The sequence below is a fragment of the Acrocarpospora pleiomorpha genome (genome assembly GCF_009687885.1).
Taxonomy (GTDB): Bacteria; Actinomycetota; Actinomycetes; order Streptosporangiales; family Streptosporangiaceae; genus Acrocarpospora; species Acrocarpospora pleiomorpha.
Map to the genome: position 1 here is coordinate 19,535 of NZ_BLAF01000095.1, position 12,783 is coordinate 32,317.

Genomic DNA, 12,783 nt, shown 5'->3' on the forward strand with positions numbered 1-12,783 from the left:
CCTCGGAAACCGATGATCGACAATGCTCACTCCAAGGTATCACCGGGCACTTTCCTATTCTCTCAGCCTGTGGATATCCCTGGATCAAAGGTGCGGAGGTCGGTGAGGAGAGTGTCGAGAAGGAGTTCCTCCTCGACGCGGGTGGCGCGGCTGGTCATGGCTGTGGTGAGGGGCGGGGACCACGGGGTGGGGAGCGGACGGCCAGTGAGGGGGCCGCCGGAAGGAGCCGCCAGGTAATCGGCGGCGGTATAACGCCAAGGGATGAAGCCGACGCGGGTGTGGAGGGAAGAGGCGATGGCGACGCCGCCCCAGTCGAAGTCGCCGTGGTAAAGGAAGGTGGCACCGCCGTCACCTAGGAGGGTGAGCAGGCGCCAGACCGCTGCGGAAGGACGCCCGCCAATACAGATCAGCGGAGGGCAGGCGGGGCCTAGGTCATCGGCCGCCGCAGCGATCACGACAGGGTTCTCGCAGAGGTGGACACGGGCGACGGGGATCGGGGCGGGGTGGCGGCGGAGCTGGCGGAGGGTGAGGCAGGCCGGTTCACCGGCGGTGTTGTGGGCGGACAGGACGGCACCGAGCGGGGTGGCCGGGTCGGGGGTGAGGCCGAGGGTCAGGACAGTGGAGGAGAGCTCGTCGAGGTGGACGCCGACCGACGCCCAGGTGGCACGGCGCGATTCGGCAGCCGGCTCGGTGGTGAACGGCCGTCCGGCCAGGGCCCGGACCGCCGACAGAGCGAGGGTGGCCAGCGGACGTCCGTCGTCGAGGGCGTGGGCGTCGCCACAGGTTTCGGCGGCGAGTCGGCCCAGCGGGATCGACGGCGACGGCAGACGGCTGAGCACAGCTGCGAGCCCGGCCAGCAGAACGGCCGCGTCGGCCGGGTCGGGGGCGAGACGGCGGGGCAGGCCGGTGGTGTCCAGCCAGGACCGCCAGGACGCCAGCTCGGGACGGTCCGCGACGGCGTCCTCAAGGGGGCGGTAGGCGTCCCGCCAGGCAGTTTCGGTGCGCAGACGCCGGTCTGAGAGCGAGTCGACCGGGCCGGTAAGGGCGGTAATGGCCGCCGCGAGGCCGCCGTGGCCGGTAGCGCGGAGCAACTCGTCGACATCACGGAGATTAACGGTAAGAGAGGCGCCGGTGGCGGGTCTGCGGCCGAGGAGCACCGCAAGGGCGCGGCGCTGCTCTTGGGTGGGGGCGGTGAGGGTCACGGTTCCGGTCAGCGGGGCGTCCCGGGCGATCCGTCGGCGGGCGCGGTCGACCAGCCACGCCATATCTTCGCCGCCGATCAGCCGCCGCAGCCGATCACCGTCCGGTGCCGCCGTCTCATCGGTCATGAGAAAAGGGTCTCCTCGGCAGGCGGCGGCGCTGCGGGTTCCGAGGTGGCGAGCGGGTCGGGGCGGGGGGTACGAACCCGCTCGCGGCCGTCCCAGCGCCACGGGGTAACGAGGACGGCGTCGATCCCGTCACGGCGGGAGAGCTGGCAGATGGCCAGGCCCGGCACCTGCGGATAGCAGCCCCATTCGCGTTCACTGGTCATGACCACGTCCATGTCGAAGGTGGCGAGCAAGCCGAGGCATTTGGCGCGGGAGTCGTCATCAACCCCCGCGAACGCCTCGTCGAGTGCGACCAGCCGGGGAGCGCACGGGTTCCCTGCCGACTTGTAGTAGGCGGAGGCGGCGGCGAACAGCGGGACGGATGCGGCCAGGACCCGTTCGCCGCCTGAAGCCGGTCCGGTGGCGGGACGCCACTGGCCGTCCTGGAGTCGCTGGATGGCGAACTCGTGCCACGACCGGTAGTCCAGGGCACGGGTGAGCTGTTCGGCCCAGCCTGCGGACGGGTTCTCGGTGTGCTCCCGGACGATCTGACCCTGCAAGAACGCCCCTACTGCGGCGCGATCGTCGTCGCTCCACACGTCGATCCTCTGGCGGAGTTTGGCGCGGACCCGCTCCAGCCCTTCGGGGCCCTTCTTGGCGATCCGCCAGACGAGGCGAAGGGTCATCCCGGTCGATGTGGGGCGGGCAGTGAGCTCACCGTTCATCGCGGCGACCTCCTCCTCACCCGCGGTGATCAACTCGTGGAGGGTGCCAGCGACCTCACTGAGCAGATGGTTCTCCAAAATCTCCCGTTCCCTAGCCGACAACAGGCGGGCCCGGTGCCTGTTCTCCTCGGTGAGGGCCGCGGCGAGTTCCGGGATGTCGCGGATCCGGCCCTGAAAGACGACGTCCACGAGCATGATTCCATCGCGGAGTGTCAGGCCGACGGAGTGACCGTGCCGGGACATCGCGTCGGAGAGGATCTTGTGTTCTTCGGCAACCTTCTTCTGGCTGCGATCCCAGGGGCCTTCGGTATCGTCGACGGCCTCCAGCGCGGCGTTGGCAGTGCGGGCGAGCTGAACGGCGGCGGTCGGTGTCCAAGGGCGAGACAGGTCAGGGAGTTCCGCGTCGGGCAAGGCGAGTGTGAGGATCCCGGTGCCGACGAAAGCCCGGAACTCCTCAACGGCCCGGTCACGGACCTCGATGGCCTGCTGGATCTCCTGCTCGAGGGAACCCCGGCGGCCCTCGGCCTGCCCACGGGCGAGCAAGGCCTGCTGTTGGCGAGCACGGGTGTCATGCTCGGCGGACGTACGGCGGACCAGGTCCTGTTCGACGGCGCGCAACTGCCGGAACAGCTCGTCGACGCCCGCGCCCGCAGTCTCCACGAGAGCCCGGTAGGTCTCATCGGCACTGGTGGCGGCGGCCCGCGCCTCCTCGGCCCTGACGGCGGCCTCGGCGGCCTGCTCACGCAGGTCCGCCAGGTCGTCGGCGGCTTCGGCGGCGGCGGTGCGGGCGGTCAGCGTGGCGGAGATGGTCGGCCACAGGCCGGCCAAGGCCAGCTGGTACGCGGCAAGCGCGTCCTTCACCTCGGGCAGCTCGGCCGGTTCCGCAGGCAGGCCGACGTCGTGAGCGAACTCGGTGGCATCGGCACGCGCGGCATCGATCTCAGCGCGGAGTCGTTCGGCGGCGGCCATGGCCGTGGTGTGGGCGTCATCGAGTTCCCGCTTACGGCGGTGCTCCCCGGCGAGCCGGACGTGGGCCTCGCGGAGCGGCGTGTCGGCGGGCAGTCCCCGATGTTCGGCGGCGAGACGATCCAACCGTCCGGCCACCTGTTCCCGGTCGGCGGCCAGCCCTTCGATGGCGATCTCGACGGCCGCGAGCTCGGCACGGGCGGCGGCGAGCCGTTCCCGGCGTGCCGCTTCGCGGGCGCCCTCGCCGATGTAGACGGCAGCGTCCTTATGCCAGCGGCCGGTCAGGACGCCGTTGGCCCAGCGTCCGTCGGCCGCGACCCAGGTAGTGGCGCCCGGACCGAGCCCGATCCGGCTCAGCACGGCGGTGATCACCTCGTCGCTGAGAGCGGCGGCGGCCGGGTCGGCACGGTCGACAACGGGTTGCAGCACCTGCGCGCAGGTCTGACCGGCTGCGGGCGGGCCGGTCAGCAGGAAGGTGTCGTCGGCTGCGAGTAGGCCACCGTCGGGGGTGATCCACGCGTCGAGCAGCCCGGACGCCTCCAGCGCCGCCTCTAGGCCGGCCCGGTGACCGGGGGCGAGGGAGTCAACGAAGTCCACGGCCCGCCACAACGGTGTACCGCGACGGCCGTCCCGCTCGGCCGCGGTGCGGATATGCGGGACCGGCGGCGCGTCGGTGGCACCGGATTCGAGCCGGGTGATCTCGGCGCTGAGTATGCCGGCGAGGCGGCGCTGCTCGGCCTGGGCGCGTTCCAGTTCGGCGTCGGCCCGGGTGAGGGCGACGGTCGCGGTACGGGCTGCCTCGTCGATGAGAGCGGCGGCCGGGTTGGCGTCCGAGGCGGTGACCGACCAGGTCTCCAGGTGGGCGAGGACCGCGTCGGGGTCGGGGAGAGCGAGTTCGGTGAGACCGGCCAGGTAGGCGAAGTAGCGGGCGGCGAGCTCCCCGGTCCGGGCAGTGACGTCGCGGTCGGTGGCAGCGATACGCTCGGCGGCCAGCTGGAGCTCGCCGGTGATCCGCATCACCTCGTCGTCGGCCTTCTCCCAGCGGAGCCGCGCGATATCGACGGCTGTGAACCGCCTCTCCAGTTCCCAGACGGCCTGGGCCCGACGGCCGACGAGCTCCTCGGCGGCGCGCCGGACAGCGGCGAGATCACTCTCCCAACCGCGGAAGGCAGCCTGATGATCGGCCGCGCATCTGCCGCGCTTGGCCGCCTCCTCAGCACCGGCGAACGCCACAGAAAGGTCACGGTCGGCCTGCTCCCGCCGCTCGGCCAACTCACGGGTCCGGCGCTCGGCACGGCTGGCGCGCCCGGCCTGCTCGGCCTCGTCCTTCGCCCGGTCCCGGGAGTAGCGGGCCAGCCGCTGGGCCTCTTCTCCGGCCTCTTTGAGCCGCTGCGCGTCGCGCATCTCGGGGCTCTGCTTGAGTGCGGTCTGCCGGGCCTCCAGCCGCAGCCGCGCCTGCTCCAGATCGGCCAACACCCGTTCAGCGTCGGCGAGAGCCCCGAGCGCGGACTTCAGTTCCTGTTCGGCCTCGATGAGGTCGCGGCCGAGGTGTTCGTAACGGCTGTGCGTGACCCGGAGCACACCGGCCTTACGTTTGGCGGCCATCTTTGCGTAACGACGGTAGTGGACAAGGAACGCGTCGGCGGCGCGGCTCGCCTCATCGAGGGCGCGCAGGGCGTCACGTTCCTCGTCAAGACCGCGGAATGCTTCGGCGACGGTGCCGACGAGAGCGGAACTGATCGGCGGCAGAGCTTCGGTGAGGGCACGTGACAGCAGCTTCTCGTCCGGTTTCTTCGACAGCTGCGGCTGGCGGAGCTGGATCAGTAGGTTGACCAGCGCGTCATATCGATGCTCGCCGAGCCCGAACAGGGCTGCATCGACGGCCCTGCGGTAGTCCGACGCCCGCTCGTAGACGGCACCATGACCTTCCAGGACGTCCCGGAGCTTCTCCCGCGTGACGGTGACGCCCGCGACGGACACGAGCGAGAGTCCCTCCCCGATCCGCTGCCCGGTGACGAAGAACCAGTGTCTGGTGATGCCGCGGTCCTTGACGGCCTTCAGCCCGCAGCCAATCGTCTTGTACTCGAAGGTGCCATCGGCGGCGCGGCGGCCGAACTCCAGCCACGTGTAGCCGAGCCGTTCGGGGTGCGGATGCCGGCCGCCGAGGAGCAGGTTCCACTCCATCCGCTTCTGCCGGTCGCCATCGGGTTCGACCCGGTGCGGCGACAACTCGCCGTCCAGCAGGAACGGCAGCGTCAACGCGAGGATCTTCGATTTCCCGGTGCCGTTGTTGCCGCGCAGGAGCAGTCGGCCGTCGTGGAAACGGAACTCCTCCATGTCGTAGTGGAAGATGTCGACGAGCCCGGCGCGCAGCGGCTTCCAGCGTTCGGAGTCGGGCAGCGGCAGCGTCATCGCGATTCCTTGATCGTGGGTTCGTCGAGGGCGTAGCGGGCGATCGCGGGCAGCGCGGTAACCGTCGGACCAGAGGTCTCGGCGAGGCGCAGGGCGGTCAGCCGACCAAGAGCATCGGCCAAGAGCTCGGTCTCGGCACCCGGGTCGGTGACGCCCTTACGCCAGTAACTCTGGTGGGCAACGGCAGCCTGTCGGACAAAAGCATGCAGTTCAGGCATCGTGGCAGTGCCGTGCTCGGCCAGGTATTCGGCGACGAGCAGTGTGAGATGGCCGTCGGTGCGCTGCTCGGGCATGCGGATATCGGTCAGCTCGTCGTGCGGATCGACCATCGCGACGCCCTCGGCCCTGACCTCGGCGATCAGGCCGGTCGCATCCTCGATCCGGCGTATGATCGCGTGCCGCTGGGAGTGCAGGTAGAGGCGCTCGATCTCGGTCAGCTCCGCGTAGTAGACAACGGGTTCCTCCAGGAACCTGCGGGTGAGAGTCCGTCGCAGCGCCTGATTACGCAGATCGTCGGTGTCAGGAAGCGGCTCGGCGACCAGCGCCGCGAGCCGATCCTCGAAGGAGGGCTCGTGGACGGTCGACGGCCCGCGCACCCCTGTGAGCAGAGTCGACAGCACCCCGCGCCGTACGTCGTACAGGACGTCCCCGGCGGCCGACAGATAGGCTTCCTCCTCGCCTGCGACCCGGCGCAGCACCGCCCAGTCGATCAGGAGCCGGACGACGGCCACCAGGTCGGCCCGCTCCGCGCGGGTCTCCAGCGGGAAGGAGAAATCCAGGTCGGGTTCGGCGGCCGCGGTCAGCACCTCCTCGGCCAGGCGGCCGAGCGTGGTCTGGGCGTCGGCGCGCTCGAGCACGGCCAGCGCCAGGCAGAGCAGCACATAGCGGCGGCGCCCGAAGGACTCGCCAGACCGGCCGCGGGCAGGGTGGGTGGCATCAGCGGTGGCGGGTGCCGTCTTGAACAGCCGGGCCACCTCCACCTCTGCGTGGAGCCGCCAGCCGGTCTCACGGGTGAGCCATTCGCGCAGCTCACGTTCGCAGTGCCGGACCTTGAACAGAGCCTCACCGTCGTGCTCCGCGGTCAGCAGCGGTTTGGCCAGCAGTGCGCGCAGGGCCGCCCGGCGCAGCTCAAGCTCCTCCTCCTCGGTCACGACTCCCCCATCAGATCGGTTATTTCGATAAGGTGCTCGGGGCCGGTGAGTACCCCGTCCCCAGTGAGAATCCGGATATCGCCGCCGTCGGGGACGAGCGACAGCCTGATCTCGAACGAGCCGTCCGCGGTGACGGTCTTCACCTCGGTCTCGCCGGGCATCCGGGCCGACAGCGCGTCGCCGAGCAGGCCGAGAAAAAGCCGGAACACCCGGGGATCGAGGACGTCCAGCTTCGAAAGCAGGACCGGCCCGTCGGTGCAGAGCCGGTCGCGGGCCGCCGCGGTCTCTGCGGCTTCCCGGTCAGCCTGCTCAAGCAGGAACCGGCGCTCCACATCTCGACTTTTGATCTTGTTGGGCTTGCCGCGGCGCTCGTATGATCCGGTCTTGCGAAGTTGCGGCGAGATCCGGATGCGCGGGGCCTCCGCCCAAGGGGTGGCCGGCCCAGGCTGATCCTCCTGCCAGGCGTCGAGGGTGGCACCGGCGACCGTCAGGTGCCGGGCCGGGTTCAGCCCGAACGCGACCCGGAACAGCCGGTGCGCGGCGTCGTCGTCGGGCACTTCGGCGAACCAGCGGGCCAGGGTGCGGAAGTCGGTTGAGCGGTCCGACCGTCCCGACCGGCGCTCGTTCAGCAAACCGACGGCGTCGATCAGCTGCTTGATCGCGGTGATCGCCGACTGGCGCAGGAGTTTCGCCTGGGAGCTGCGGGTGCGGGTGGAGACGAACCAGCCGGTCAGGCCGCGCCAGCGGTTCTGCCATGTCTCGAAAGCCTCCTGCTCGGCCCGGTCCATCGCGGCGGACGCGTCATCGCCGTCCGGGACGGCGTCGGCGGCCTCACGCCGGGCCGCCAAGCGCAGCAGCCGCTCATGGCCGAGCCCTGCCAACTCGGCCAGCAGAACCGCGATCCGAGCGCCGGAGTTCGCGAGGTCGGCGATAAAACGGTTGATGTAGTCGATCAGGCGTTCCTTGTAGACGACGAAATCGTCCACGTCACCGTCGGAGAAGTCGATCGCACGGCGCAATGACGCCATGAAGGCTTGAGCGTTGTCGGCGAGTGAGGTGAATCGTTCGGTCAGCCCCAGCAAAAGCAGATGAGTCCGCACCGGATCGGGATCGGCGGCGGACGCCAGCACGGCGAGCGCTGCAAGCTGGTCGGCAATGTCGGCGAGTGCCACCGACTGGAGCGCGCCGCGTTGCCCCACCGACTCTTCATATAGGGCGATCGCCTGCTCAGCGGCGTACCCCTCGGGAGTGAGCTGGAAGAGGAAGCGCTTGCGGTGAAAGTCCTCCACCGAAGTGACCCTGTCGGTGTCAGCGTCGGCTCGCAGATTGCCCCAGCCGACGAGCTTCTCCAGCGCGGGGACCAGCGCCTCGTCACCGTCGCGGCCCAGCTCGGCGGCGACTTCCCCGGGCCGCAGATGCACCACGAACCGATCTTTGGCCCGCATGAAAACCACCAAGATCGACCGGTAGAGCAATTCCAGGGGCGTACCGAGATGCGCGAACGGTTGCGCGTCCCGCTCGTCACCTGAGCCCGTTTCCACCACCCGAGGATTATCGCCCGTTACCTCCGTTGAAAAGTTCCCTTTGAGAATGCCGTGGCCGCGCAGACAGCGGGGATCCCAGTGAACGCCGTAGTGCATCAGTGAGGTGGCCAGATCGGGGTGAGCGGCGGCCCAGACGTCATCGAAGAAGAACCACTGCCGGCAGCCGAAGAAGCCGTCCATATGGATCGACATCTGGGTCATGTGCTCACCCTGCCGGATGAGGGTCCGCCCCGGATCGCGGCCGCGTCAGGGCTCGAACCCCTCCAGCCGGCGTAGAACGACCTCGTGCGCCTGCGGGTGAGCGCTATACGTCTCGGATGTCTCCTCCTCGAAGATCGGCCACCGGTTGCAGCGCTCCAGCGCGGGTCTGAGCACCGACAGGACCGCGCGGGATCCTTACGGGAGGACGTCCTCGACGTCTACCGTTCCTGAGATCGTTTCGCGGTGGTCAGTCAGGCGGGCGGTTCAGAGCGAAGCGTGCGTCGGGCCGTTCGCCGGTGAGGGCGAGGTCGGCGAGGATCCGGCCGACCGCCGGGACGAACTTGAAGCCGTGCCCGGAGAAGCCTGCCGCCACGACGATGGGACCGACTCGGTCCAGGACGAAGTCAGAGGTCGGCGTCGTGGTGTAGGTGCAGCTGATCGGGGTGAAGGCGTCCGCGTCGACGCCGGGCAGCCAGGTGCGGGCGTATTCCCGCAGGATGCGCAACTGGGCGGGCTCCGGCTGGAAGTCGCGGGCGTCGGGGTCGACCACCGGACCCGTGCCGTGAAACCCTGCCTTGACGCCTTCGCCGGGCGTTCCGAGGCCGTACACACCGCTCAGGAAGCCCGTGGCCTCCAGCGTCTCGCGGTCGAGGTGGTGCACGAAGCTGGGCCACGCCACGTCGTCGCGCAGCGGGGTGAAGTACGCCGGCTGCTCCTGCGTGATGCGCAGCGGCGGCAGTGGCACGAGCCCGCCGAGCAGCTTCTCCGCCCATGCTCCGGCCGCGACGACGACTCTCTTCGCGTGGTAGACGTCCTCCCCGGCCACCACCTCGACGGCGTCGTCGCCGCGTACCACGATCGAGGTGACCGGTGTCTCGTGCCGTACGACGGCGCCCAGCCGGACCGCCTGTGCCTGGAGCGCCGACAGGGCGCCGTCGGCGTGCAGCCGCCCGCTCGCCGGATGAAAGAACACCTTGCCGTCGTAACGCAGGCCGGGCCAACGCTCGGCGGCCTCCTCGGGGGCGAGCCACTCCCCTGGCGTGCCCGCCGCCTCGACCGCCTCAGCCAGAAGGCCGAGGTCCGTCGTACGCCCGTGGTTGACTCCGCCGGTGAGGGTGAGCAGGGAGACACCTGAGTCGGCCTCAAGCTCCCGCCACAACCCCTCGGCCTCCCGGGCAAGCCTGATGTAGGCGGGCTCGATGTAAGAGACACGGAAGATCCGGGACGCGCCATGCGAGGCCCCGCGCACATGCCCCGCCTCGAATCGCTCCAGCAACACCACATCGGCCCCACGACCGGCCAGCCGCCACACGGCCGCCGACCCCATCCCGCCACCACCCACGACGACGACATCCACCTCATGCCTGGTCATCCACGGCCCTTTCCGATTCCACACCGCTCGACGCGGACAATGAGGCTCTCGCGACGACGTGCCCCTATCCCGGCCACACGAGCCTTCCATATTACCTACCTGTTTTACATAGAATTCTCCAGGGAATCGAGATCCAGCTTGAGCCAGCTCTGCCCGGCGACGACGTGGAGTTCACTCCCCCGGCCCATGACGGCCGCCTCTCGGGGAACCGGCCGCCCGTCGGGCATCACCAGCCGGGCGGGACGATGCGGCGAGAAAGCCTCTCCCTCAATGGCCCCGGCAACGACCCGATGCCGGTCCTCGCCGTATCCTCCGATCAGTGCGGCCCTGCCATCCGCGACCACAAGCGCGTGAGCACCGTTCACCTCATTGGTCCAGCCGGTGATCGTGCCGGCTTGGACCCGCACAATGGGGAAATCGGTGTAGTAGCAAGCCCACGCCTCTTCTCCCGTCACGTTCAGGGCGTAGCAATCAGTAATCACACCGAACTTGCTCTTGTACGGGTATCGCCATGCGATGCCGAAGTCAGGCGTGAAGCGAATCAGCCCAGGGTGGCCGATGGGGTCGAGACCGCCCGGAGCGCCCCACCCGAAGTTGCCGAACACCCCTTCATCGAAATAGCTCACCCATATCTCGCCGGACGGAGTGGTCTGCACGTCTTCGATTCCGTCTCCCAGAATGCCCTCTCGCACGAGTTCGCCGTCCGCGGTGTATTTCGCCGCGTTGGACTCAGCCACTCCATCACGCAAACGGCATCGGGCGCCCACCAGGAGCACATCTCCCCCGGGAAGCGGCTGGACATACGTATGAGCGAGTGACTGCTCGGCGATGGACACCGTCATCACCAGATGGGGACGGTAGGTTGCGACATGCACCGGGACGGGCGCAGCCGTACGAGCATCGGGGAAGGCCGCACCCCCCGGCTGGACAGTCCGTGCGGCAATGGCGTCGGCATTCTCCTTCGACGCCCATAGGACAACCAGTTCTCCCTCCGGACCTGGCGCCGCCGTCACCATCTCCGTACCGTTGTACGGTGGGATGAGCTCCGCATGATGGCGCAGCCTCACGATGCCCGTCTTCCGATTTCTTCTGATCCGACCTCGCATGGGGCATACGTTATTGACCGCGCCAGAGGATCACGAGCGAATATGCGCCGCACCAGAGGCGCCGAGCATGGGCATATCTCATATTTCTGGCGCTTTAGGCATAGCCTGGCCGGGTGCTCGACGAGCTTGATCATGTGATCGATCTTTGCGCCAGGGGATCGTTCTCCGAAGTCTCCGCGGATCAGCGCCACCTGGCCATCGAGGACCGCGTTCCTGGCCTGCTGGCAACGCCTGTCCGCGCTTCCCGCACCGGGTTGACCAGTCCTAACCCGCGCCGAAAATCCTGGAAGGAGAACCCGGAATACCCCTGCGGCCCGTGGAAGCCGACGCCCACCCGAGCGCCTCGGGTGGCGCGGCACCCCACCGCCACCACAGAAACGGTCGATCAGGCGGAAACCGCCGCCGAGCGGAACAGCCCAACGGACGCGGCCGACGAGTGAGTCATTGAGGTTGATGCTGCTATTCCCCTGTCGCCGGTGCTGTTGGCTTTCTGTTGCCCCCATCTATCGCGTTGTGAAGAGCGTCTCTCGGTCACCAGGAACTCTCATGATCGCTCACTCGTTATCCCCCCGTGACTGGATTGGCCTAGGTTGTCCTTCGATATAGAACGGGGAGGCGTGGGGAGCTTGGCGGCGTCTGTCGAGATGAATGGATCTGCTTCTAGCGAGTCAGCCGGGGATCGATTTCATGCCTGATGCCGAAGGGCGCAGTATCCGGTCTGGGCCTGGTCGGCGCATCGGAGTTCTCCTCCTTCTCATTGGCGCATTAGGAGCAGGCTTCCTCTATTTGAATCGCGGCGACAAACCCCAGGCGATACCAGAATGGAAGCCAGGGCCATTTGATCCGCCGGTGCAGTATGCATTCATTCCGGAGGATTCAAATTGCCACAGTTCACCTACAACCGAAGAAGAGGATGCCACACCGAAAGTAGTCACGTGTAGCGAATGGCGACTGCGCGTGCACTACAAAACAGGTGAAGGAAAACGGGATATAGGGATCGCTTACGGCGCGGGCTGTAGCGGAGATAGGACTGAGGCTAGCGTCGAGGACGACTGTACGAGCGACATCCCCCTCTTTGATGCGGCAAGCCAAGCTAAAGTGGATGAATCCTTCAGACAAGACGTGCCACTCCGTGTCAGCCCCGACGGCCACCACATTGCATACTTCAGTAAGACGCGTATGCAGTTCGTCGGCTGGGATCTGCCCGCCGCACAGCTCAGGCCCATCTCACCACGGCTCGACGCTAAGACGCTCGATGGTGTACGCAGTCTGGAGATATCGCCCGATGGCCGGTTCTTCACAGTCGCATTTTCTGGCACCCAACCCCAAGTACTGCTCACCGAACTAGCCACAGGACAGACCTCAACCTTCCCAGGCTTCTGCCGCGTTCTTGGTATCAGCCAAGGCGCCACTGCCATCGCAGTTGATCGGACTTGCCCGGGACTCGGAGAGGATGACTCTGCGAGTAACACCGTAACCATGCTGAACCGGCAAGGCATGGTTACCAGCGAATGGGTGGGAGGTTATTCCATTGGCGATCTTTCCCTGGACGGCCGCCTACTGGTAGAGGTACTTGCCGACGTTGGCGAGGACGGCAAAGAATACGTTGTCACCTACGACACCGAGACCGGAAAGATTTCTAAGAAGCTTGAACTTCGGCTTCTGTCCGAGCCAAGCGATGCCATTGGATATGGCTGGCTCAATGCCCACGAATACATCGTTCAGGCTGATACCCCAGAGGGTGGCGAATCCTTCGGTTATTACGCGGTCAACATGCAAACCGGGAAGTCTCAACGAATCCGGGACCTCGGCTTAGATCCGGGCTATCCGGTCTCCCTAGGAAAAGTGCATATTAGGAACTAAATGGTGCTTCGCGCTCCCTCCGAAGGCGTGCTTCGCACGCGAGAAGCGCTGCATCATGTGCCTGTACCCGACACCGCCACGCCTTCCCTGCCTGACGCTCCCATGTCAACCGCGAACCTGATGCATTCGCCGTACT

Annotated in this window: 9 protein-coding genes; 2 read left to right on the top strand and 7 right to left on the bottom strand. The window is 67.5% G+C overall.

The genetic code is table 11. The features are described 5' to 3' along the window. Window positions 1-62: 62 nt before the first annotated feature. From Aple_RS47645 to Aple_RS52965, 7 genes are all read right to left on the bottom strand, one after another. A complete protein-coding gene (locus Aple_RS47645; RefSeq protein ID WP_155351408.1) occupies window positions 63-1,328 on the bottom strand; it encodes a TIGR02679 family protein in 1,266 nt (421 codons plus the stop codon). Further along, window positions 1,325-5,410: a TIGR02680 family protein gene (locus Aple_RS47650; RefSeq protein WP_155351409.1), complete on the bottom strand. Its 4,086-nt coding sequence runs from the start codon at window positions 5,408-5,410 to the stop codon at window positions 1,325-1,327. Before Aple_RS47650 ends, Aple_RS47645 begins: the two co-directional genes overlap by 4 nt. Further along, window positions 5,407-6,561 carry a TIGR02678 family protein gene (locus tag Aple_RS47655; protein ID WP_155351410.1) on the bottom strand — a complete coding sequence of 385 codons (1,155 nt, stop codon included), beginning with the start codon at window positions 6,559-6,561 and terminating at the stop codon, window positions 5,407-5,409. Before Aple_RS47655 ends, Aple_RS47650 begins: the two co-directional genes overlap by 4 nt. After that, window positions 6,558-8,306: a TIGR02677 family protein gene (locus Aple_RS47660; RefSeq protein WP_246265466.1), complete on the bottom strand. Its 1,749-nt coding sequence runs from the start codon at window positions 8,304-8,306 to the stop codon at window positions 6,558-6,560. Before Aple_RS47660 ends, Aple_RS47655 begins: the two co-directional genes overlap by 4 nt. 45 nt (window positions 8,307-8,351) lie before the next feature. Next, entirely contained in the window at window positions 8,352-8,480 is a 129-nt protein-coding gene (locus Aple_RS55905) for a hypothetical protein (RefSeq protein ID WP_281361709.1), read from the bottom strand. 73 nt (window positions 8,481-8,553) lie between these two features. Continuing rightward, on the bottom strand, window positions 8,554-9,678 hold the full coding sequence (locus tag Aple_RS47665; protein ID WP_155351411.1) for an FAD-dependent oxidoreductase: 1,125 nt from the start codon (window positions 9,676-9,678) through the stop codon (window positions 8,554-8,556). A gap of 104 nt (window positions 9,679-9,782) precedes the next feature. Further along, window positions 9,783-10,784, bottom strand: a complete 1,002-nt coding sequence (locus Aple_RS52965) for a YxiH-YxzG fusion protein (RefSeq protein WP_174889988.1) — start codon at window positions 10,782-10,784, stop codon at window positions 9,783-9,785. Between the two features lie 113 nt (window positions 10,785-10,897). On the opposite strand from Aple_RS52965, the gene Aple_RS47675 reads away from it, so the two are divergent. Beyond that, the gene (locus tag Aple_RS47675; RefSeq protein ID WP_155351412.1) at window positions 10,898-11,224 is read left to right on the top strand and encodes a hypothetical protein; all 327 of its coding nucleotides are present in this window, start codon (window positions 10,898-10,900) and stop codon (window positions 11,222-11,224) included. Window positions 11,225-11,633: 409 nt separating this feature from the next. Continuing rightward, window positions 11,634-12,647, top strand: a complete 1,014-nt coding sequence (locus Aple_RS47680; protein ID WP_155351413.1) for a WD40 repeat domain-containing protein — start codon at window positions 11,634-11,636, stop codon at window positions 12,645-12,647. Window positions 12,648-12,783 lie beyond the last annotated feature (136 nt).

Excerpts from the sequence above, each read along its gene's own strand:
- Aple_RS47645 (WP_155351408.1), bottom strand. The coding sequence starts at position 1,328 with ATGACCGATGAGACGGCGGCACCGGACGGTGATCGGCTGCGGCGGCTG.
- Aple_RS52965 (WP_174889988.1), bottom strand. The coding sequence starts at position 10,784 with ATGCGAGGTCGGATCAGAAGAAATCGGAAGACGGGCATCGTGAGGCTG.
- Aple_RS47660 (WP_246265466.1), bottom strand. The coding sequence starts at position 8,306 with ATGACCCAGATGTCGATCCATATGGACGGCTTCTTCGGCTGCCGGCAG.
- Aple_RS47665 (WP_155351411.1), bottom strand. The coding sequence starts at position 9,678 with ATGACCAGGCATGAGGTGGATGTCGTCGTCGTGGGTGGTGGCGGGATG.
- Aple_RS47650 (WP_155351409.1), bottom strand. The coding sequence starts at position 5,410 with ATGACGCTGCCGCTGCCCGACTCCGAACGCTGGAAGCCGCTGCGCGCC.